This window comes from Terriglobales bacterium (assembly GCA_035624455.1).
Lineage (GTDB): Bacteria > Acidobacteriota > Terriglobia > Terriglobales > Acidobacteriaceae > DASPRM01.
In genome coordinates this window covers 1-21,148 of sequence record DASPRM010000136.1, presented here as the reverse complement: position 1 = coordinate 21,148, position 21,148 = coordinate 1, and the positions used below count along the sequence as shown (strand labels likewise).

The window sequence follows — 21,148 nt, the reverse complement described above, 5'->3', positions numbered from 1 at the left end:
CTCATTCCTGGCCGCGATCATGATTATTATCCGCACCAATGGTTGCCGCTGGTTGAGCCTGGCGGCGCTCCATCAGCAATGCCAGCGATCGCGCGTGCAGCGGATAGCCGCTTCCGGCTTCATACGATCCCAGCGGCCCGGTGGTATCCAGCATGCATTGCCAGCTCGCGCCCGGTCGCAAGAGGGGCAGGTGAAATGGGACTTCTTCGTGATGCGCATTCAGCATCAAAAGAAAATTTTCATCACGAATGGCTTCTCCACGGTAGCCCTGCTCCTGCAGGCCTTCGCCCGCAAAGTAAACCCCCACACAATTCGTGTGCGATTGGTTCCACTCCTCGTCGCTCATCTCGTGTCCGTCAGGACCGAGCCACAGAATGTCCTTGATGCCGGCGCCTTTGATCGGTCTGCCTTGAAAAAAATTGCGCCGGCGAAAAACCGGGTGCCGGCGGCGCAACCGGATCATCCGCTGCACGAACGACAGCACTTCCCAATTGTGCGTGCCCCAGTCCAGCCAGCTGATCTCATTATCCTGACAGTAGGCATTGTTGTTACCACCCTGCGTATGCCCGATCTCGTCCCCGGCCAGCAGCATAGGAACACCCTGCGACAGCAGCAGCGTGGCCAGAAAATTCCGCTTCTGCTGGCGGCGCAGCGCGTTCACCGCCGGATCCTCCGTCGGGCCTTCCACTCCGCAGTTCCAGCTCAGGTTGTTGTCGGTGCCGTCGCGGTTTTCTTCTCCGTTGGCCTCGTTATGTTTTTGGTTGTAGCTGACCAGATCTTCCAGCGTAAAGCCGTCGTGGGCGGTCACGAAATTGATGCTGGCATAGGGGCGCCTTCCGCTATGTTCGTAAAGATCGCTCGATCCCGTCAGCCGATAAGCCAATTCCCCTATCCGTCCGCCATCGCCCTTCCAATAAGAACGCACCGTGTCTCGATAGCGGTCATTCCACTCTGCCCATCCCACCGGAAACTTGCCTACCTGGTATCCCCCCTCGCCTAAGTCCCATGGCTCGGCGATCAGCTTGACCTGCGAGATCAACGGATCCTGGTGGATGATGTCCAGAAACGCTCCCAACCGGTCCACCTCATGCAGTTCCCGGGCCAGCGCGGCTGCCAGGTCGAAACGAAATCCATCCACGTGCATCTCCTGCACCCAGTAACGCAGGCTGTCCATGATCAGCTGCAGCACTCGTGGATGCCTCATGTTCAGGCTGTTCCCCGTCCCCGTGTAATCGATGTAGTAGCGGGGATTGTCGGGCACCAGCCGGTAATACGCGAGATTGTCGATGCCGCGAAACAACAATGTCGGTCCCAGTTGATTTCCTTCCGCTGTGTGGTTGTACACCACGTCGAGAATTACTTCTATTCCCGCCGAGTGCAGCGTCTTCACCATCGTCTTGAATTCGCTCACCGATCCTGTGGCCGAATACCGCGCCTCGGGAGCAAAATATCCAATCGAGTTGTAGCCCCAATAGTTGCGCAGGCCACGATCTACCAATCGACGGTCATCGATGAAGTAATGCACCGGCATCAGTTCCACGGCAGTAATTCCCAGGTGCCTCAGATGCTCGATCGCCGGCGCGGTCGCCAGCCCGGCATAGGTACCACGCAGAGCTTCGGGAATATCCGGATGCCGCTGGGTAAACCCCCGCACGTGCAGCTCATAGATGATGCTCTCGTGCCACGGAATGCGCGGTGGCCGGTCGGCTCCCCAGGTGAATGCCGGATCGATCACTTTGCTCTTTGGCATTCCTGCGGCATTGTCCCGCCGGTCAAACGACATGTCTTCCAACTTGTGGCCAATCCTGTATCCGAAATGTCCGTCGCTCCAGCGCAGCGTCCCCTGAATGTCCTTCGCGTACGGATCCAGCAATAACTTGTTCGGGTTGAAACGCTGTCCATGCGCGGGATCGTATGGCCCGTGCACTCTGTACCCATAGAGTAGTCCCGGACGGGCCTCCGGCAGATAGCAGTGCCAAACCTGATCCGTTTGCTCCTCCATGCGAATGCGGTACAGTTCGCGCCGCCCTCCGCTGTCGAACAGGCACAGATCCACATGTTCCGCGTGTTCTGAGAAAAGTGAGAAATTGACTCCCTCGCCATCCCATGTGGCGCCTAATGGATATGGACTGCCCGGCCAGACAATCGGCGTACTTTGAAAGGTCAAGCGTCGGTCCTTGCAAGCAGAGGCATTAGGAAAACAGGAGATATTTCACGCTTAGCGTAGCAGTCGGCTTCCACAGCCGACCACTACCCCCGCGCTCACTGCCGACAATTCGCAGTCGCAATCGTCACTCAGAGTGTTTGCCGCTGAGCGGCAGTTACACTCCCGCACCCACGCCCTGCATGTCGCACCTTAGATGCAGGGAATTCGTTACCTCCATCATTTTTTTGGGGAACACTTGCAAACAAGAGGTCTGTCGGACCGTGGTGGCCCACGTTCGCCTTCCTTTGGCTAACGTGGGAGCTCGGGGCACAGCCTCGACCAGACCGTGGTGGCCCACGTTCGCCTTCCTTTGGCTAACGTGGGAGTTCGGGCCGCAGCCTCGACGGCTCCTTCTCACTGAGCACGTGGGAACAAACGTCCCGTCCGTTCAGGTCGCGGCGCAACCTCGACGCCTTGTCCTTACTTTCGGCTCTTTGTCCTCTCAGGTTTTTCGCTCGGAGATTTCAGCAAACCTCACGCAGTTAATACGGTCTGATGCCGATTGTCGTTGCCGCCATTTCAGCTTAAAGAAGAGCAGCGCCTTTGGCTGGAGTTTGGCATGTTCGAGTCAGTCATGGGAATAGGCACGCGCGCAGTTTCCAATATCCTCTGTTCCTTTTATTTTTCCTTTGCAATTCTTGCTTTTGCCGCCACGAGCCTGGCGCAATCTGTCACCGATGAAGTTCACATTCAACCCTTAGTGACAGGCTCAGCCCCCTCGGCATCCTCGCTAACCGATCCCTCTCTGAAACTGCCGGAGAAGTCCTTGAAAGTTGATGTGGATCTGGTGCTGTTGCCGGTCAGCATTACTGATGTCTACGGCCGGCCGGTTGTTGGTTTAGACAAAAGCCGTTTTGAAGTCTTCGAAGGCAAAGAGGAACAGGAGATTCGTCATTTCTCCAGCGAGGACGCCCCTATGTCAGTGGGCATCATTCTCGATAGCAGCGGAAGTATGAAGGAGAAAGCGGAACGTGCGCGCGAAGCCGTGGTCGAGTTCTGCCGTGTGTCTAATCCCCAGGACGAGTTTTTCTTGATTACTTTCAACGACAGCCCGCAAGAGGTCGCAGGCTTCACCAGCCGAGTGGAAGACATTCAGAATCGGCTGGTATTCACCCAACCTAAAGGCCGAACCGCGCTATTCGACGCCATCTACCTGGGCCTGAATCAACTGAAGAAGGCCAGGTATTCGCGCAAAGCGCTGCTGATCGTTTCCGATGGCGGCGACAATCATAGCCGCTACACCGAACGCGAAGTCAGATCACAAGTTGAGGAGGCTGACGTCCTTATCTACGCTATCGGCCTTTACGATCACACTTTCCAAACTCCGGAAGAGCGCCTGGGTCCGATTGTCCTCAGGGATATTTCGGAGGTCACCGGAGGCCGCACGTTCACTGTCGATGATCCCAATACCCTGCCCACAGTTGCCGCTCTCATCGCTACCGAACTGCGCAACCAGTACGTGCTGGGATACCGCCCTGCCGCCTCCTCCCATGATGGCAAGTGGCACAAAGTTAAGGTCAAGATGAAGATGCCAAAAGGCTTCTCGCTCCTGCAGATCCACTCGAGAACCGGCTACTACGCTTCGGCTCAGTAGAGGCTTGCGGGGGAGCGACTCAAGCCCCCACTTCGTATCACATATTGAGAAACTCATTAGTCAATCTGAGTACGGTTGTGTCCCGCACTCCTTACCCACAATCTACTAGGAAAGAACTTCAACCCTGGCAGGCAGAAAACTCACAGGTCAGCTCCAACGCGTTGCCCTAACTCCTTCAGGCTCTGTTTTGGCAAGACGGATGCACTCGTCTGCAGAGCCACTGATTTTGGGAGTTTCGATTATGGCGGAAAGTGACGACTGGAAGGACTTGTGCCGGGCGATCATGATCGAGAAAGACCCCGCCCGACTCATGAACTTGGTGGATCAGCTCAATCGCGAACTGGAAACACGGGAGCGCGAGCTGCGCCGCAAGACTCCTGCAAATGACTCCGAATTGGATTCATTCGGGGAATTCTCGATCGGTTTCGCTTCCTGAGAAGGCTATGAGGGTCAATCTACAGGTTTTCCCCGATTGACCTAGAGTGTTTCCTTGATTGCCATCTGCACATATTCCCTTTAATCATTAGATCAAACCGACGCGAAGCGAGGCAGACGCTGGGACACATGACGCTGGGGCCTGGCGTCTGCCATCTTCTTTGGCCCATTGCTGCCGCCGATCTACGTTCCACAACCTCTAACTCATTGCTGCGGTGCATTTTGCCGGTGTCAATCTTTTGCGAACCCAAGCAGCGACGCTCCGACGGACCATAGCCCGGACGCAGCCGCAAAAATCAAGGCGCCCGCCAGGGCGCCTCGTTGATCTCCTCTGCCGCGTTTTCAGATCTAAAGCTTCGCTTCAATATCCCGAACGATAACCGCGATCGTAGCCCGACTGGTATCCCGAGCGGTACTGATCCTTGTAAGCTTGCTTGCTGCCGAACGACGAACTGTACCCGCGATCGGCATTGCGCCAGTCATCATCATGTTGGGGCCGGTAACTGTGGCCGGTACCGCGATCTTGCGACCCGTGCCGCAATCCGTCCTGATAGCCAACGTTATAGGCCTGGTTTCCCCCATAGGGGCCGCGCCCGTAGCTGCCATTGGGATAAGAGCCGCCATTTGGGTAATAGCCTCCGTTCGGATAATACCCTCCGTTCGGGTAGTAACCGCCCCCACCGGCTTGATAACCGGCGCGATAGCCCGCCATGTACGCATCCCGGTCCCGATCATTGTTCCAACCATGATTATGCGTGCTGTATCCATGGTTGTGTTGACGATCGTAGGTTCCATCATGCATACCCCGGTCGTACCACTGGTTATGTCCACGCGAATCGTAGTAGCCGTCATCGCGTTGCCCGTGCCAGTCGTCCGCGAAGCTTGCTCCGGAAAGGCCCAGCAGCACGATTGCCGCCAGGGCTAACTTCATCGTCCTCGATAACATGTTTCACCTCAGTCTCCGCCGGAGCTTCGGTTCCTTCTTCTGCAAGTGGCCCCGGGAGAGCGACATGTCACAAAGTGGCTAGTCGTACCAACCCGCCGCCGCCGCAATTGTTGCGCAGCCTCGGATTGGCGCATTTAGTGACGTCTGAAGCGTCGGATGGGCTACGAAGCGCGGGGTTCCCAGCAAATCTGCTCTGCGCTGGTCTAACATGGCGCGCCGACGCACTGCCTCCAGGCATCAGATCCATCATGCCCGCCGAACCTGACAATCAGTATTCCTTGATCCGCAAGCTGCTGCCGTTCTCAACTGCAGCGCTGATAATCGCGCTGCTCTATGTCGGCTGGATTTTCTATTCGCGCTGGCAAGAAAACCGTCGCGCCGAACAGAAGGCCGCAGCCGCGAAAGCAGCCGACGCTCGCCGTACTATCGAACAGTTCGGAGGCGGCCGGCTCACCATCCTGAATTTCTATGCGACGCCTGCAACCGTCCATCGCGGCGAAAAAGCACAACTCTGTTACGGCGTATCTAACGCGAAAACGGTTCGCATCGATCCTCCCGTCGCCGCGGATGTCTGGCCATCTATCAGCCACTGCATCGAAGTCGCACCCACGCGCGACACCAGCTACACCCTCACCGCGGAGGATGGTGCAGGCCACAGTGCCATGCAAAAGCTCCTCGTATCAGTCAAGTAATGCTTCACAACGCCGCTGCAGATCGTTGTTACATGGACTTTTCGCCGCGTTCGATCCGAGAACACCCGAATTCACGGGGATTTCATCCGCAATGATTGTCCTTTCGGCCAGTGATCCTTGGCCACTCGTGCACCGCCTGCCGTAATTGGGAAAGCAAAAGCTTTTTTCCACAGTTGCAATGCATTGCGATAACTTCGGCGCGGTGGATAGAATAGATCTGCTTCGCGTCGCCTCGTCGAGTCCACCTGACCAGCTATTCATGAAAAAAAATGTGGCGGTACTCCCCCTCGGACGCGGCGTCGATTTGTCAACCTTCAACCCACGCACCCGCACTTCCGTCTACGTCTTATCGGCACTATTAATTCTTGCCTTTGGTTTTCTGTTCGGTTGCGCCGGCGCAACTCAGCCGCCGTCCGATACCAACTCCAGCACCACGCCCGATTTCTCCATTGCCGCCACTCCGGCGTCGGTAAGTGTTCAACCTGGCACGAGCGGTACGTCATCGGTGACTGCGGCTGTGACTGGCGGTTTCAGCGGGACGATTTCCCTGAGCGCTTCAGGCGCGCCGGCAGGGGTGAGCCTTGCTTTCAGTCCAGCTTCGATTGCCTCCCCGGGCTCCGGCACATCACAGATCAGGATCACTGTTGCCGGATCAGTTGCTGCCGGCAGCTATCCACTTAGCCTGACTGCCAGTGGAAACGGAGCCACGCACTCCGCGACCCTGACTTTGATCGTCACGTCTAGTTCTCCAGTCGGCTCCAGCGACTTCACCCTCAGTGCGACTCCAGCGGCTCTCAGCATCACCCAGGGGGCCGGAGCCGCATTCAGCGTGACCACTGCTGCTGCTGGCAGCTTCAACAACTCCATCTCCCTCAGCGCCTCCGGGCAGCCTGCGGGGGTGTCGCTTCTGATGAGTCCCACATCGATTGCCGCTCCGGGCTCGGGAACTTCGCAGGTGGGAATCAGTGTGGCCAGCTCCGTTCCTGCCGGCAATTATCCGCTCACCGTCTCCGCTTCAGGCGGCGGCGTGACTCACACCACTGCTTTCATGTTGACCGTTGCTGCGGCTGCCCCAGCCACACCTGACTTTGCCATCACCGCTAATCCAGCGTCGTTGACTATCGGCCAGGGCGGTTCCGGCGCGCTCTCCGTCACTACCGCGGTAAGCGGCGGTTTCAATCACGCGATTTCACTGGGTGCTTCTGGACAGCCAGCCGGAGTCTCCGTGGCGGTGAATCCCGCTTCAGTTGCGGCCCCAGGAACCGGATCTGCACAGGTCACCTTCACGGTAGCCAACTCGGTTGCCGCCGGCTCCTATCCGATCACTCTCACCGCGGTCGGCGGCGGCCTCACACGCACTTCCTTCCTGACTCTCACCGTCACGGCGAGTGCTCAGGCCGACTTTACGATCGCCACCAGCCCCAACGTTGTTACAGTCGCCCAAAGCAGTTCGGGGAGTTCCTCGCTGAGTACCACCGTTAGCGGCGGATTCAACAGCACGCTCTCCCTCAGCGCCTCTGGTCAGCCTGCTGGTGTGACCGTGAACCTGAATCCGAATTCCATCGCTGCTCCGGGGTCAGGCACGGCGCAAATTGGAATCAGCGTGGACAATTCTGTAGCCGCCGGCTCTTACACGATTACTCTCAGCGCTATCGGTGGCGGAGACACTCACACCGCGTCCTTGACTCTGAACGTCACTTCCCAACAGCCTGCACCCGACTTCACCGTTAGCGCCAATCCTTCTTCGCTGAGCGTCGCTCAGGGTGCGTCGGGTTCGTCAACGCTGAACGCTGCAGTGAGCGGTGGATTCAACAATACCGTCGCAGTGAGCGCCTCCGGCCAGCCCGCAGGTATGACGGTAAGCCTGAACCCGAGCTCGATCGCGGCTCCTGGTTCCGGCAGCTCGCAGATTGGTATCAACGTGGCTGCCTCGGTCACGCCTGGCAGTTACCAGATCACCTTGAGCGCGGTGGGTGGCAACGTTATTCACACGGCGACACTCGTTGTGACAGTGACTTCAAATCCCCAGCCCAACCCCGATTTCACGGTAAGCACAAATCCCGGCTCGCTCAGCGTGACTCAGGGCGCATCTGGCGTTTCCACCATAACCACTGCGGTCAGCGGAGGATTTAACAACGCCATTGCTCTCAGCGCGTCAGGATTGCCATCGGGCGCGTCCGTCCTCATTAGTCCAAACTCAATTGGCACGCCCGGGTCGGGTACGGCGCAGATCGGCATCAATGTCGGCAGCTCGGTAGTCACGGGGAGCTACCCCATCACCATCACCGCCACCGGTGGGGGCATTACCCACACCGCCATTCTCACCCTGACCATAACGGCTGCTGCCGACTTCTCCGTCGCTGCTAACCCAAACACACTGAGCGTCGAGCAGGGTAGCTCTGGATCTTCAACCGTGACCACTAGCCTGTCTGGCGGCTTCAACAATGCCATCTCCCTGAGCGCTTCCGGACAACCCGCCGGTGTGACCGTCACCATGAATCCCACTTCCCTCGGAGCGCCGGGGTCCGGCACATCGCAGGTAAGCATCAGCGTCGCGAATTCGGTCGCCACGGGTACTTATCCCATCACCATCAACGCGGTGGGCGGAGGCGCTGTCCACACCGCTGCCATCACGCTTACGGTCACCAACAATCCGCAGGCTGCGCCCGACTTCACGGTAAATGCCAGCCCCACTTCCCTGAGCATCGCTCAAGGTGCGTCGGGCTCGTCAACCGTCGTTACCGCGATCAGTGGCAGCTTCACCAACGCCATAACCCTGAGCGCGTCCGGTCAGCCTTCGGGGATGAGTGTAACCCTCAACCCGACCTCGGTCTCCGCCCCTGGTTCCGGAACTTCGCAAGTGAGCGTTTCGGTGGGAAGCTCGGTCGCACCCGCCACCTACCCCATCACCATCACCGCTTCCGGAGGCGGCATCACCCATACGGCCACACTCAACGTCACCGTAACCAGCGCCTCGGCTAACGTGGTCAAGTCTTTCCGTGGCTGCATGCTCAATCAGGACGGCCATCGCTACCAGGCGGTACAGTTCTCGGTTATTACTGCCGGTTCCTATCCCTTCAACGCAACCCTCTATTACGGCGCTACCTGCGATCCCAAGCAATGGGCGGATCAGATCGGTTTCGGTAATCCCATCTCGTTTAGCGGGTTCGGTTACACCTTCTGGTTCATCCACTTCTTCGACGAGCCCAACACCTCTGCCATTTGGACCGTGGGCAGCCAATCCTCCCAATGCTTTGACTACAGCAACGTTCCCGATTGCTGAGTTGCTGCGTCGGTTGCGGTGGACCGGGATGTCCTCCCGCTCCACCGCATTTTCCCCCACCTTCCCCGAGTGACGAATGTCACCATCGCCTCTCCTTCACATCACAGATAGCTGTGCGCATCCCGCCCTATCCTCTATCTTGAGATCAAGACCAGTTCATTCCCAGGAGAGGTCCATGGCTCGGCTGATACGGTTCTATATCCCCAAAAACTTTCGTCCAACCCCCAGAAGCTCCAGCAAGCGGAACCGTGGCCGGATCCTCTTCTTTCCTTACACTCACAAGAGCTTCCTGGATCAATTGCGCAAGGCCGGGGTCCGCATGGCCGCCGCCAAGCGCATTTCCAGCGACCTACCCTCAGGGGCCTGAGCAGATGTTCCGGGCCAAATTCCGGGCCATGGCCCCTGGTTTCCGTTATCCGCCTGATAGATTCTTTGAATTTCCGTTTGCTTTGGGATTGGGTTATCCGTAAAGACATCGCTGTTCGCCCGCTCTTGCGGGGTGTGCCGGGTACATGCTGTGCCGGGAATTTGCTGATGGGAGGCACAGGTGCGCCCAGGCCAGAACGCAATCGAAAGCTACAAAGCGTCCAAGCAGGGCGACGGGCTCTGTATCCGCGAAGATTTGCCGCGCATCATTCGCGAAGGCCACGAAGCCCTCAGTCCCGCTGATAAGGAATTGCTGAAATGGGTGGGCGTGTTTTTCCGCAAGCCCACGCCTGGACGTTTCATGATGCGCATCCGCATGCCCAACGGATTCGCAAACAGCCGCCAGCTTCACGCCATCGCCGATCTCTCCCGCCGGCTGGGAAATCTCATCGTCGACATCACTACCCGTCAGCAACTGCAATTGCGCGGCTTCATCCTCGACAGTATCCCGGAAATCTGGGAGCGCCTGCGCGGCCTAGACCTGCGCACGCTGCAGACCGGTCAGGACAACGTCCGCAACCTCAATGGCTGCGCCCTTGCCGGACTGACGGCCAGCGAGTTGTTCGACGCTTCGCCAGCCATATTTGCGCTCGACCAACTCATCGTTGGCGCCGAGGGCAATCCCGAGTTCACCAATCTTCCCCGCAAATTCAATGTCACCATCACCGGTTGCCTGGAAAACTGCACCCATAACGAATCGCAGGATATTGCCCTGGTGCCCGCGGCAAAGCAGGGACGCCCAGGTTTCAATGTGCTGGTGGGCGGCAAAATGGGCTCGGGCGGTTTCACCCCTGCCGCGCCTCTCGACTTGTTTGTGCAATTGCATCAGGCGGCCGAAGTCGTGGCCGAGCTGGTTCGCATCTATCGCGATCATGGGCCGCGTGAGGCACGCTCTAAGTGCCGCCTCTCCTTCCTCATCGAAGAGCGGGGCCTCGAGTGGCTACGCCATGAGTTGCAGGCTCGCACCCCGTGGCGGCTGGAGTCCTGTGGCCGCGACATGCGACGCCTCTATCACGCCGACCACCTGGGAGTGGTGCAGCAGAAGCAGGAGGGTTTGGTAGCCGTAGGACTTTCAGTCTCTTCCGGACGCCTGCATCCCGACCAGATGGACGAACTCGCCCATCTGGCCGAAGAATACGGTGACGGGCAGGTACGGCTTACGACCAGCCAGAATGCCATCATTCCCAACGTGCCCGAGGCCTCGTTGGATTGGCTGCTGCGCGAGCCTCTGCTGCGCGAGTTCTCTCCCCAGCCTTCCCCATTTTTCCGCCGCATGGTGGCGTGCACGGGAACGGATTTTTGCAATCTGGCGCAGATCGAAACCAAGTCACGCGCTGTCGAGCTTTCTCAGGCTTTGGAACAGCGCCTTGGCAAAAATCTCGAACCTCTCAGCATTCACTGGTCAGGTTGCCCCGCAGGATGTGGCAATCACCAGGCTGCACAAATCGGTTTGCGAGGTTTCAAAGCCAATATCAACGGCGAACTCACCGAAGCCGTGGCGGTTTACATGGGCGGACAAACCGGGCCCCATACCAGGCCAGGCGAGCTCGTGCTCGACTGTGTCCCCTGCGACCAGCTCGCCGACGTGGTCGTCGACCTGATTCGCAAACATCATCTTGCCCGCGAACCCAAAGATCCCACTAACTCTGAATTCGATGTTCCCCGGAATTTCGTTCGCCTTTCCGAGTTGAGCAAGCCGCGACCGTACCCCGATCCGGCCTGACGGCTGCCCCCAATCTGATGTCCGAAGGAGTGCAAAGTGGATTACGTCACCCCAACTGAGATCATCAATGATTCCCTTCAGGCCGCACGCAAGAAAGCCTCCCTGTCAGTTCGCGACATGCTGCTGCGCGGAATGCTCGCGGGTTCCTTTCTCGGCTACGCGACCTCTCTCGTATTTGTCGTGAACACCCAGGGCACGCCGCCGGTCGTCGGCGCAATCCTTTTCCCCGTAGGCTTCGTCATGCTGGTCCTGTTGGGACTGGAACTAGCCACCGGGAATTTCGCCCTGCTTCCCATGGGAGCCCTGGCCGGAGAAGTCCGCTGGCGTGACCTGCTTCGCAACTGGACTTGGGTTTACATCGGAAACTTGATCGGCAGCGTGCTCTACGCGGCGCTGTTCTTCCTCGCCATCACCAGCTTCCGCACCAATGATGGCGGCGCAGTCGCTGCTCTGGTAAAACAGGTGGCGCTGAAGAAAACCATCGGCTACATGTCGATTGGCGGCAGCGGCTGGGCGACCGCAATAGTCAAAGCCATCCTCTGCAACTGGATGGTCACCATCGGCACCGTGCTGGCATTGGTTTCCCGCTCCACCATCGGCAAGATCGTCGCCATGTGGCTTCCCATCTTCTTGTTCTTTGCCCTTGGCTTCGAACACTCCATCGTCAACATGTTCGTGATTCCCGCAGGCATGATGATGGGCGCCCCTATCACTATGCGGCAGTGGTGGTTCTGGAATCAGATTCCTGTCACCCTCGGAAATGCCTTGGCTGGCTTCCTGTTCACGGGTGTCGCTTTGTACGTCACTCATGGCGCCAAGGCCGCATCAGCATCGGCGCCCGTTCCGACGGCGGCCGAGAAGAACCAACTGGAGCTGGAACCCGCTCTCAGCCGCAGCGCCGAGATGGCTTCCTAGGCGGGTTGGGGTGGCCTCCCCTTCCGCCCTCTTGCGGGGGAGGATAGAACTAGAAACCTCGGGTGGCCCACTCAAGCCCTCCTTTGGCTTGAGTGGGTAGTTTCCGAGCTCCTGGCGAGTATCATAGTTCTCGCTTCACTCATGGAAAATCACGGCACGGCCTCGCAAACCGCCACAGGATTCGGCGGCCTCAAGGTTCTCTCCCTCGAGAGTCGCCGCGCTCCCGAGATGGCAAAGCTCATCTCCGCGGCCGGAGGTCAGCCGCTGGTTGCGCCCTCCATGCGCGAGGTTCCCATCGAGTCCAACCAGGAAGCCTTGCGCTTTGCTGAACTGCTGTTTGCCGGGGGAATCGACGTCATAATCTTCCTTACCGGCGTGGGCACGCGTGCGCTCGCGAAGGTCGTCGAGAGTCGCTACCCGCGCGAGCGCTTCATGGCTGCGCTCAGTCAGATCCCGGTCATCGTGCGCGGCCCCAAGCCTGCGGCTGCCTTGCGGGAACTGGGGATCCCAGTCACACTCGCCGTTCCCGAACCCAACACCTGGCGAGAATTGGTGGAAGCCCTCGATCAAAATGCCGATTCCATCACGCTGGCCAACAAGACCGTGGCCGTTCAGGAATATGGAGAATCCAACACCGAGCTGTTGACCGCCCTTCGCCGCCGCAGAGCCAATGTGATCCCCGTCCCCGTCTACGAATGGGAGCTGCCGGAAGACCTCGAGCCGCTGCGCGCCGCCATCAAGGCCGTAGCCGCAGGCGAGGTGGACGTCATCCTGTTCACCACTTCGACGCAAGTGCGCCACCTTATGCAGATCGCCGGGCAGATGGGCCTTGCCTCCTCCGTGCAACAGGCTGCAAAACGCATGTTCGTGGGCTCGATCGGGCCGATTACCTCCGATGAATTGCGCAGTGAGGGATTCGCCGTCGACCTCGAGCCCACTCATCCCAAAATGGGCTTTCTGGTCAAAGAAGCTTCCGAACGCTGCCAGGAGATCCTTCGCCCCAAACGCCGCTGAAACAGCCAGCATTCATTTCAAGATCAGGCGTGAGCGAAGCGTGAGCCCGCCGGCGAAATCCCGAGGAACGCAGCGACGAGTGAGCTGCCGAAGGACCTTGCGTTTATTTTTGTCGCTTCGACGAACACAGCCCGAGCCAGCTCTTTCTCTCCTTGTCACCATGAGCGCGTGCAGCAAGCGCGGGATCTGCAGTTATCAATCAGTATTGCGACCACTCAGTCTCTGTTCCTGAGTGCTTGTTTGAGGGATGAATCGCTCTCCTGGTGGAAATCCCTTTACGCTTTACGACTAAGCTGCTTGGAGAATTGCTAATCACATCGGCAGAGTTCACTCTATTGCGGGCCAGCCGCACCTCTCACCCGCGGAGGAACCAAATCTCATATGTCCGGCACTTCTCTTTCGGGCGATAATCAGAAGACAGTGAGAATGCGAGTCCCGGCAGAGCAAAGAAAGTGGAAGCGCCTGCCCATTTCGTTCCCGCTGTTCGTCAGCGGCACCGATGAGTACGGCAAGCACTTCAACATTCTCGCCATAGCATTGAACGTCAGTGCCGGTGGTTTGTGTTTGGCCATCGACCATCGCATTCGTCCTATCTCTCCCATCCTCGTCAAAATGCCTCTGGGCAACATTTCCAGGGAAAAAGTCACCAGCGATATCCAGGAGCTTGATTCCGTCATCGTTCGCACCGAGCACCGTGAACGACGCCGGCTGCTTGGGGTGAAGTTCAACCAGGCCCTCTGTTGACCGCTTGCTCCTGACATCTCGATCGTAAGGCTACATTCCCCCGCCTCCTCGTCTTTTCAGCCACGCCGACCGCACACTAGAATGTTGCGCAGCGACTTCTGTTTCACGCGTCCCACATGGCCGATCGATCCCCTGAGGCCGAAGATACTCAGCCGAGCGGAAGGCCATCCTCCATTCCACTTCTGATCTTCGACGGCCGCTGCGATTTCTGCCGTGCCTGGGTGGATTACTGGAAGCAGTTGACCGGTGACCGCGTTCGTTATGTCCCTTTTGAGCAAGCCAAGGCCGAATTCCCAGACCGACTGCCAAAGGACCTGAACACCAAAGAACTCGACGCCGTCCGCCTCCTCCTGCCCGATCGCGAGGTCCGCAGCTCGGCCCAAGCAGCGCTTACCGCGCTCTCCTTCGCGCCCAACCACGGGGGATGGCTCTGGGCTTACGAGCGGCTGCCGCTTTTCGCTGCGGTTGCCGAGGGCGCATATCGAGTGATCGCGGCACACCGCAATTTCGCAATGAAAATCACTCGCCTCTTGTGGGGCATGCCGATTCCACCCAAGAGCTATTCCATTGCCGTCGAGACTTTCCTGCGCGCTCTCGGCCTAATTTACTTCATCGCTTTTCTCTCCTTCGGAGTTCAAGCGGCGGGGCTTATCGGCTCCAACGGTATCTCTCCCGTCTGCGAAGTGATGCAGGCCGTGCAGGAAAACTTTGGCGCCGCCAGCTACCGGGTTTTCCCCACCGTTCTCTGGTTCGGATGCGGCGATCGCGCCCTCGCAATTTCCTGGATTCTCGGCATTGTCTTCTCCGTTTTCTTGCTGCTGGGAAGACAAAAACGTGTCGCATGTGTCGGGCTGTTCCTGCTCTATTTGTCGCTGGTCACCGCCGGCCAGGTCTTCATGGGCTATCAGTGGGACGGCCTGCTGCTTGAGGCTGGCTTCCTGGCGATCTTTCTCGGGTGGTCGCCGCTCATCCTCTTTCTGTTCCACTGGCTGCTGTTTCGCCTGATGTTTATGTCCGGCGCGGTCAAGCTGTTCAGCGGCGATCCTACCTGGCGCAACTCTACCGCGCTCGGGTATCACTGGGAGACACAGCCTTTGCCCACACCACCCGCCTGGTACGTCTTCCAACTCCCGGAGTGGTTTCAGCGCGCCGCCACCGCCAGCACCCTTGCGATCGAGCTTGCCATCCCCTTCCTGATTTTCTTCCCGCGCCGCGTTCGCTTTCTCGGCGCCGTTGTCATCATCGCCTTGCAGATACTGATTTTCATTACCGGAAACTACACGTTCTTCAACCTGCTCACCATCTCACTTTGCCTGCTCCTGTTCGATGATGCCTTTCTCTCTCGCTTCATGCCTCGTCGACTCGCTCTTGCGCTTCGTATCCGACCGGCCGAAACTCCTGCGCCCTCCCAAAATTTCTCGACACTCCGCCGGGCAATTGCAGCTTGTCTGGCTGCGCTGATCCTTCTGGTCAGCGTCTCCGAAATGACCGCGCGCTTCCTGCGCTTCGAACTGCCTTTAGCTCCGGAAGCTCTCCGTCTGGTGGGGCCCTTCAATATCGTGAATAGCTACGGCCTGTTTGCGGTGATGACCACATCGCGTCCGGAAATCACCATCGAGGGCTCAAATGACGCTGAACATTGGCTGGAATATTCGTTCAAATACAAGGCCGGCGACCTCAAGCGGCGGCTGCCTTGGGCCGAGCCTCATCAGCCTCGCCTCGACTGGCAGATGTGGTTCGCCGCTTTGGGCAATTACCGCAGCGATCCGTGGATCCTGCGCTTCTCTTATCGCCTGCTGCAAGCCTCGCCTGCAGTCCTCGATTTGATGGACACAAATCCCTTTCCCTCCGCGCCGCCTCTCTACCTCCGTGCAATGGTGTACGAATACCACTTCACCAACTGGGCGGAACGGAAGAAGACTGGCGCCTTGTGGCGAAGGGAAGTCAAAGGCTACTACCTCCCACCACTCGATCTGGGAACATTGATGCGCGCTGGCGTGCACTGAGAGGTGCTGCCAGTCCCATGCGAGGCAAATGGCAACTCAGGCTACTGCGTTCGAATCGAACAGATCGCTCCGAGGCCAGAAGTCGTCAGGCAGAGGACCCTGACGCTTGTCCACCTGCTCGGCGCGACACCATATCTCACCGCAGTGCGGGCAGAAGACTGTGAAAGCCGGCCTTCTCCGCTTCAATGTTGGTTTCTCCCCCCACTCGGTCGTGATCTTCAGGGGGATAAATTTGCCGCAGCTGCACTCGACGCCCCAAAAATAAAAGGATTTGCTGACATCCATAAAGCCAAATCTAGCCAAGTTAAGGCTTGGCTGCAGAGACCGAGATCACTCTTCGCTGTGATTGACACTATCTCTGAGAGTTCAGTGAGATAAGAAGAAGGAAAAAGCCAGCTCAAGAATGGCCAGCTCTTACTCGGTTTTGAACTTGAACACCACGGTCTCGGTCGTGGCTTCGGAGCCAGCTTCGAATTTCCACTTCTTGATGGCGTCCTCGGCCGCCTGCACGAGCACGGGGTGTCCGCCAATTACGTGAGTCTGCTTCACGGTACCGTCGGGCGCTACCCCCACTTCGATCTTCACCGTTCCGCTGACATTCATCTTCCGGGCCAGGTCGGGATAGACCGGCGTCACACGCACTTTGGCTTTTCGCGATCCCTCTTCTTGTGCCAATGCCCCGACGCCGTGCAAAAGTACCAGGGTGAGCACAAAGGCAGCGGTCACCCGACGGCATAAGACCCTGATTCGCATCTGATTGCATTGGTTTTAGCGCGATCGATCCAGGACAAGCCAGATTACTGGAGTAATTGAACTATCGGAGAAGGGGAAACTCCTCATTCGGGAATCTAAGGAAAGATGAACGCCAAAAACCTGATAACAGCCTGATTCTCGCAGTGATTTGCTAGCCCCGCAGGTCCGGCATGGGTTGAACCTCGTGTCGCCCGTCCTCGTCGACCTCCCGCGACCATCGCCAGGCATCTATGGACAACACTCCAGGGCCAACGATCAGCAGGAAAATCAAACCCAGCCACATGGAGATGTCGGTGCGTGCCTCGTGCAACATGCTGAGCACACCATAGTGCTTGAGCTGCGGGAGCGAAAACCGCCAATATCCATGGCCGAGCCATATGGGAATCTTCGTCGAAATGATCGCCACGCTGATGTCGATCAACAAGAGAAACGCCGCCAGCCGCGTAAATAGCCCAATCAGTACCAGTGTGCCGCATACGATCTCCACCATCGCCACCAGCGGCCCCATCAGTTGTGGCACCGGAATACCGATCGACGTAAACCTTCCCACTCCCAGTTCCTCTGGCAGAACAAACTTGAGAATCCCTTCGGCCAGAAAGACCCATCCCACCAGCAAACGTATGATCATGATCGCCGCAGAAGTTACTCGTGCATTCATGCTCGCCCTCTAACTCTTCTCACCAATGCTTCGAAAATAGGCTTGGTTCGCCAGATGGCAGGCCGCCGCGGCATGATGTCCGAAGACCGCGTCCTGCAGCACCGGCTTGCGCGTGCGCACCGCCTCAAAGAAGTTCCACAAGTGCGGCTGCAGGTCGTTGTAGGAAGGACCGCGATAAGTAGTAACCTCCGCCAGCCTTTCGTGTCCTGGCTGCGACTTGTGCTCCTCGTGCCACTGCCGGATGTACTCTTCCCGCATTTGGTGCGGGAAGCCCTGCGAGTAATAGCTGGGCTCCAGATCGACTCCGGGTTGCGGTGTGTACGTCAGAGTGCGGTCGGTGATCTCCAGCAGGCCCTTCGATCCCATGATGCGTGTCATCTCAGGTGTCTCTGTGCCCAGGGTCAGCCGCACATATACCGGCATGCGGCCATATTCAAAGAGCACAGTGTGCAGGTCCGGCATATTGCGTCCATCCTTCCAGCGGACGATCCCGCCATAGGCAAATGCGTTGTCCGGCGCCTGATTGATCCCGGTAATGAACTGCACTCCGCTGACCAAGTGCACCATCAGGTCGCCGGCGACTCCGGTTCCATATTCCTTCCAGCAACGCCAGCGCGCGAATGTATAAGGATCGAATGGCTTGCGCGGCGCGGGTCCGAGCCAGGTCTCCCAATCCAGGTTGGCCGGAGAAAGATCCGGCGGCGGAGGATACTCCCAGGCGCCCGTTGGATCGTTCCGCCCCAGCGACAATTCCACCTGCAGCAAATCGCCGATCGCGCCCTGGCTGTACAGTTCGCGCGCCTTGCCCAGAATTGCCGAACTGGTGCGCTGCGATCCCACCTGTACGATGCGATTACTCTTCTGTGCCGCCGCGACCATCTCATTTCCATCTGAGAGGCTATGCGACATCGGCTTCTCGCAGTAGACGTCTTTGCCCGCGCTCACCGCGTCCACCACGATGCGCTTGTGCCAGTGATCGGGGACGGCCACGATCACACAGTCAATTTCGCGATTTTCGAGCAATTCCTGGTAGCGGCGCGTGGTTGGCACATTAGGCCCTGCAATCTCGCGCGCCAGCGTGTGGCGCCCGTCATACACATCGCACGCGGCTGCGCACTCCACTCCCTCTAATTTGATCGCATTCGTCAGCAGCGGCGAGCCTTGCATTCCAACGCCAATGATCCCGAAGCGGACGCGATCGCTAGGCGCGGGGGATGGCGCCGTCCAGGCGCGCTCAGGTTCGAGAAGAATCGTGTGGCCGGCAACCGCCGCTCCGGCTGCCGCCGCCGTGGTCTGTAGAAAATCGCGCCGTGAGAATTTATGCACAGTAGACTCCAGATTGGCTTTGAAGGGGATAGCCCTCAAGCCGTCCGCAAATGACAAAAATCATTCGGGCTTTCAGCCTTGGGGAAAATTCATCCATCGCAAAGAGATTTTTCCCGCAACCTTTTCCGTTCTTTGCTGAAGCGAAATTCCCTGGCGCCTCAATCACGCATCATGGCCGCAGCGGCTTCACCTGCACCTGCTTGAAGAGCACCACATCCTTGTCGCTGTGATTTTGCAGACCAATATATCCCTCGTTAGGCCGTGGCCCGCGTGTCGGTTCATACTCCTTCTGGCGCTCGGGAACCGGCTGGCCTTCGCTGTAGTCAGTTACCTTGACACCGTTCACCATCACGATTGTGCGCGGCCCGTCGAGAGTGATCTCCATCGTGTTCCACTCCGGTCCCGGCTTCCCAGGTCTCGCCATCGCCTTGGTCAGCGAATACAGCACGCCCGTCACGTGATAATCGTCCTCGCGCCCGTCGATTTGCGCCTCGTACCCGTAGTTCACCGGCATCCAGGGCTCGCGCGGTTCGATGGGAATGCGGATGAACACGCCCGAGTTGTCATTTTCATGCGCCATTTGAAACACCACGCGGATCACGCAATTTCCAAACTTGCCTCCTGTCCAGTACAGCAGGCCCATGCCACCGTGCGTCTCGATGAGGCCGTTGCTGACCGTCATCTCACCCGGACCAACATGCTTCCATCCGCTGAGATCACGGCCATTGAACAAATCCTTCCATTCGCCGGATCCAGTCTGGGCAAGCGTTGAGACGTCGACCATCAAAACCACCAGTAGGAATATTCGAAGCAGGTACATTTTCGGCTCCAGGAAGCGCGCTACCTCAGTGCGGGTGCGCGTCGCTGTATGGCGCACAGCATGGTACTCGAATCGGACGGAACTCCATAACCTCCGCCCGCGTCAGGTCGGGATCGTACAGATTGAGCTGCCACTTTCCATCTCGTCCGATCTGTGGACGGTCCGCGCCATCCCATCCGCGTGCCCGTAGTTGGTCAACAATCCCTTCGATCTTCGGAACTCCCAGCGCAAAATGATTGACCACTCCCAGTTCACGCGGCGAAGCATCAGGCCTGACATTCAGCATGTATTCCAGCCAATCACTGCCGTCCGGGACCTGCATATCGACCCAGTCGGTTTTGTCCTCCTTCATGCCACCCTGCCAATAAAGCCGAAAGCCGAGCAGATCGTGATAGAAGCGGTCCTCTGCCGCTCGATCATGCACGACAAAACCGGCGTGGATCATACGAGAGCTGATAGGAGGCGGCGTGCCGCTCTTGTCGGATCGAATTCCTTGCGTTGCCGAAGCGTCAGCCCCTGCGGCGTATTGCACAAAGCTGATGCGGTTACCCTCCGGATCTTTGACTCGGAACGCGTGGCTTCCATCGCCCTCGCCATCGACGCTGGCAGGAACCTCTATATGGTTCGCGGCAAGAAACCGACGCAGAGCCTCGGCATCCGGGGTCTCGAACGCAACTTCGTACAGGCGGCTGACGGAATTCGTCGGCGGCTTCACGAAAAAGCACACATTCAGGTATTGCCGCGGATTAATCCGAAAGCGCAAGGCCCGCGGCAGCCGATCATCATCGGCTGAAACCTCAGTGAGCCCGAGTTGCTTTCCATAAAACTGCCGGGCTCTCTCAAGATCAGACGTGATTACGGTCACGTAGGCCACGCCTGTAATCGGAGGGCGCTGCTGCGCGCAAACCACGAGCGACGGGGCACAGCAAAGCAGAAGAAGCATCCGCAGCCGCATGAGCGTGACGGATTATATGGCAGCACGCGGCACCACCCAAACTGTGGCTGCCCCATCCTGAGCGCAGCGAAGAGTGGGTGGCAATTATGTCTGTACCGCCAGGCCGATCTTCCGTCAGGCGGACCAGTTTACGGACCGGTTGCGAGGACGGTCAAACAGATGACTCGCTTATTCCGATGGGACACCAACCGTCACTTACAATTACGATGAATCTGCACCGTGGGGCTGGGGACTCTCCAATTACAAAGGAAGAAAGACCACACAATATACTCGCAACGCCAGCACCGGGACGACCATCACCGCCGATCTGTTCAACTACGATACGATGGGCAGGGTCACGCTGCTTGAATCCTGTGGTCCTTATAACTGTTCGGGGAACAGCTACGCAGTTCAGTACGCGTACGATCTCTTGGGTAACGCAACTGGCTTAAGCACGGATACGGTTACCTTCGGCTATTCTCGCAACACAGCGGGAAGAGTCAGTGCGATCACCAGCACTTTGAATGACTCACAGCATCCCGGCACTCTGCTTTCCGGTGTGCACTACAATGCTCTCGGCGAGATCACTTCAGGGACCATGGGCAACAACTTGGCAGTTTCCTACAGCTACTTCCAGCGCGGTTGGCTGTACTCTACCAATCAACAGAGATAT

Annotated in this window: 18 protein-coding genes; 11 read left to right on the top strand and 7 right to left on the bottom strand. The window is 58.1% G+C overall.

Annotated features, from left to right (window positions below; genetic code table 11):
• Nucleotide 1: 1 nt before the first annotated feature.
• The gene (gene glgX, locus VEG30_15325) at nucleotides 2-2,167 is read right to left on the bottom strand and encodes a glycogen debranching protein GlgX (GenBank protein HXZ81299.1); all 2,166 of its coding nucleotides are present in this window, start codon (nucleotides 2,165-2,167) and stop codon (nucleotides 2-4) included.
• 598 nt (nucleotides 2,168-2,765) lie between these two features.
• On the opposite strand from glgX, the gene VEG30_15320 reads away from it, so the two are divergent.
• Nucleotides 2,766-3,800, top strand: a complete 1,035-nt coding sequence (locus VEG30_15320) for a VWA domain-containing protein (protein HXZ81298.1) — start codon at nucleotides 2,766-2,768, stop codon at nucleotides 3,798-3,800.
• A gap of 241 nt (nucleotides 3,801-4,041) precedes the next feature.
• The gene (locus VEG30_15315; GenBank protein ID HXZ81297.1) at nucleotides 4,042-4,236 is read left to right on the top strand and encodes a hypothetical protein; all 195 of its coding nucleotides are present in this window, start codon (nucleotides 4,042-4,044) and stop codon (nucleotides 4,234-4,236) included.
• A gap of 360 nt (nucleotides 4,237-4,596) precedes the next feature.
• Here VEG30_15315 and VEG30_15310 read toward each other — a convergent pair whose 3' ends face one another.
• The gene (locus VEG30_15310; protein ID HXZ81296.1) at nucleotides 4,597-5,166 is read right to left on the bottom strand and encodes a hypothetical protein; all 570 of its coding nucleotides are present in this window, start codon (nucleotides 5,164-5,166) and stop codon (nucleotides 4,597-4,599) included.
• Nucleotides 5,167-5,429: 263 nt separating this feature from the next.
• Here VEG30_15310 and VEG30_15305 point away from each other — a divergent pair, with 263 nt between their 5' ends.
• From VEG30_15305 to VEG30_15270, 8 genes are all read left to right on the top strand, one after another.
• Nucleotides 5,430-5,873 carry a hypothetical protein gene (locus VEG30_15305; protein ID HXZ81295.1) on the top strand — a complete coding sequence of 148 codons (444 nt, stop codon included), beginning with the start codon at nucleotides 5,430-5,432 and terminating at the stop codon, nucleotides 5,871-5,873.
• Nucleotides 5,874-6,132: 259 nt separating this feature from the next.
• Nucleotides 6,133-9,156 (top strand): hypothetical protein, encoded by a 3,024-nt coding sequence (locus VEG30_15300; protein HXZ81294.1) that lies wholly within the window; start codon nucleotides 6,133-6,135, stop codon nucleotides 9,154-9,156.
• Nucleotides 9,157-9,331: 175 nt separating this feature from the next.
• The gene (locus tag VEG30_15295) at nucleotides 9,332-9,523 is read left to right on the top strand and encodes a hypothetical protein (protein HXZ81293.1); all 192 of its coding nucleotides are present in this window, start codon (nucleotides 9,332-9,334) and stop codon (nucleotides 9,521-9,523) included.
• A gap of 180 nt (nucleotides 9,524-9,703) precedes the next feature.
• Entirely contained in the window at nucleotides 9,704-11,305 is a 1,602-nt protein-coding gene (locus tag VEG30_15290) for a hypothetical protein (GenBank protein ID HXZ81292.1), read from the top strand.
• A 36-nt stretch (nucleotides 11,306-11,341) separates the two neighbouring features.
• Nucleotides 11,342-12,220, top strand: coding sequence for a formate/nitrite transporter family protein (locus tag VEG30_15285; GenBank protein HXZ81291.1), 879 nt, complete (start codon nucleotides 11,342-11,344; stop codon nucleotides 12,218-12,220).
• Between the two features lie 141 nt (nucleotides 12,221-12,361).
• On the top strand, nucleotides 12,362-13,234 hold the full coding sequence (locus VEG30_15280; GenBank protein HXZ81290.1) for a uroporphyrinogen-III synthase: 873 nt from the start codon (nucleotides 12,362-12,364) through the stop codon (nucleotides 13,232-13,234).
• A gap of 426 nt (nucleotides 13,235-13,660) precedes the next feature.
• Nucleotides 13,661-13,978, top strand: coding sequence for a PilZ domain-containing protein (locus VEG30_15275; protein ID HXZ81289.1), 318 nt, complete (start codon nucleotides 13,661-13,663; stop codon nucleotides 13,976-13,978).
• A 116-nt stretch (nucleotides 13,979-14,094) separates the two neighbouring features.
• Complete coding sequence (locus VEG30_15270; GenBank protein ID HXZ81288.1) at nucleotides 14,095-15,984, top strand: lipase maturation factor family protein; 1,890 nt, start codon at nucleotides 14,095-14,097, stop codon at nucleotides 15,982-15,984.
• A gap of 414 nt (nucleotides 15,985-16,398) precedes the next feature.
• On the opposite strand, the gene VEG30_15265 is transcribed toward VEG30_15270, so the two are convergent.
• The 5 genes from VEG30_15265 to VEG30_15245 form a co-directional block, all read right to left on the bottom strand.
• The gene (locus VEG30_15265) at nucleotides 16,399-16,737 is read right to left on the bottom strand and encodes an energy transducer TonB (GenBank protein ID HXZ81287.1); all 339 of its coding nucleotides are present in this window, start codon (nucleotides 16,735-16,737) and stop codon (nucleotides 16,399-16,401) included.
• Between the two features lie 151 nt (nucleotides 16,738-16,888).
• Nucleotides 16,889-17,395 (bottom strand): DoxX family protein, encoded by a 507-nt coding sequence (locus tag VEG30_15260; GenBank protein ID HXZ81286.1) that lies wholly within the window; start codon nucleotides 17,393-17,395, stop codon nucleotides 16,889-16,891.
• 9 nt (nucleotides 17,396-17,404) lie between these two features.
• On the bottom strand, nucleotides 17,405-18,721 hold the full coding sequence (locus VEG30_15255) for a Gfo/Idh/MocA family oxidoreductase (protein ID HXZ81285.1): 1,317 nt from the start codon (nucleotides 18,719-18,721) through the stop codon (nucleotides 17,405-17,407).
• Between the two features lie 169 nt (nucleotides 18,722-18,890).
• Entirely contained in the window at nucleotides 18,891-19,541 is a 651-nt protein-coding gene (locus tag VEG30_15250) for a DUF1080 domain-containing protein (protein ID HXZ81284.1), read from the bottom strand.
• 25 nt (nucleotides 19,542-19,566) lie between these two features.
• Nucleotides 19,567-20,484, bottom strand: coding sequence for a VOC family protein (locus VEG30_15245; protein HXZ81283.1), 918 nt, complete (start codon nucleotides 20,482-20,484; stop codon nucleotides 19,567-19,569).
• A gap of 421 nt (nucleotides 20,485-20,905) precedes the next feature.
• On the opposite strand from VEG30_15245, the gene VEG30_15240 reads away from it, so the two are divergent.
• Nucleotides 20,906-21,148 (top strand): hypothetical protein (locus VEG30_15240; GenBank protein ID HXZ81282.1); only part of this gene is annotated, 243 nt, incomplete at its 3' end.

Bases quoted from the DNA above. Each gene is read 5' to 3' on its own strand.
- VEG30_15320 (HXZ81298.1), top strand. From the start codon at position 2,766: ATGTTCGAGTCAGTCATGGGAATAGGCACGCGCGCAGTTTCCAATATC.
- VEG30_15315 (HXZ81297.1), top strand. From the start codon at position 4,042: ATGGCGGAAAGTGACGACTGGAAGGACTTGTGCCGGGCGATCATGATC.
- VEG30_15310 (HXZ81296.1), bottom strand. From the start codon at position 5,166: ATGAAGTTAGCCCTGGCGGCAATCGTGCTGCTGGGCCTTTCCGGAGCA.
- VEG30_15305 (HXZ81295.1), top strand. From the start codon at position 5,430: ATGCCCGCCGAACCTGACAATCAGTATTCCTTGATCCGCAAGCTGCTG.
- VEG30_15300 (HXZ81294.1), top strand. From the start codon at position 6,133: ATGAAAAAAAATGTGGCGGTACTCCCCCTCGGACGCGGCGTCGATTTG.
- VEG30_15295 (HXZ81293.1), top strand. From the start codon at position 9,332: ATGGCTCGGCTGATACGGTTCTATATCCCCAAAAACTTTCGTCCAACC.
- VEG30_15280 (HXZ81290.1), top strand. From the start codon at position 12,362: ATGGAAAATCACGGCACGGCCTCGCAAACCGCCACAGGATTCGGCGGC.
- VEG30_15275 (HXZ81289.1), top strand. From the start codon at position 13,661: ATGCGAGTCCCGGCAGAGCAAAGAAAGTGGAAGCGCCTGCCCATTTCG.
- VEG30_15270 (HXZ81288.1), top strand. From the start codon at position 14,095: ATGGCCGATCGATCCCCTGAGGCCGAAGATACTCAGCCGAGCGGAAGG.
- VEG30_15265 (HXZ81287.1), bottom strand. From the start codon at position 16,737: ATGCGAATCAGGGTCTTATGCCGTCGGGTGACCGCTGCCTTTGTGCTC.
- VEG30_15260 (HXZ81286.1), bottom strand. From the start codon at position 17,395: ATGAATGCACGAGTAACTTCTGCGGCGATCATGATCATACGTTTGCTG.
- VEG30_15250 (HXZ81284.1), bottom strand. From the start codon at position 19,541: ATGTACCTGCTTCGAATATTCCTACTGGTGGTTTTGATGGTCGACGTC.
- VEG30_15245 (HXZ81283.1), bottom strand. From the start codon at position 20,484: ATGCTTCTTCTGCTTTGCTGTGCCCCGTCGCTCGTGGTTTGCGCGCAG.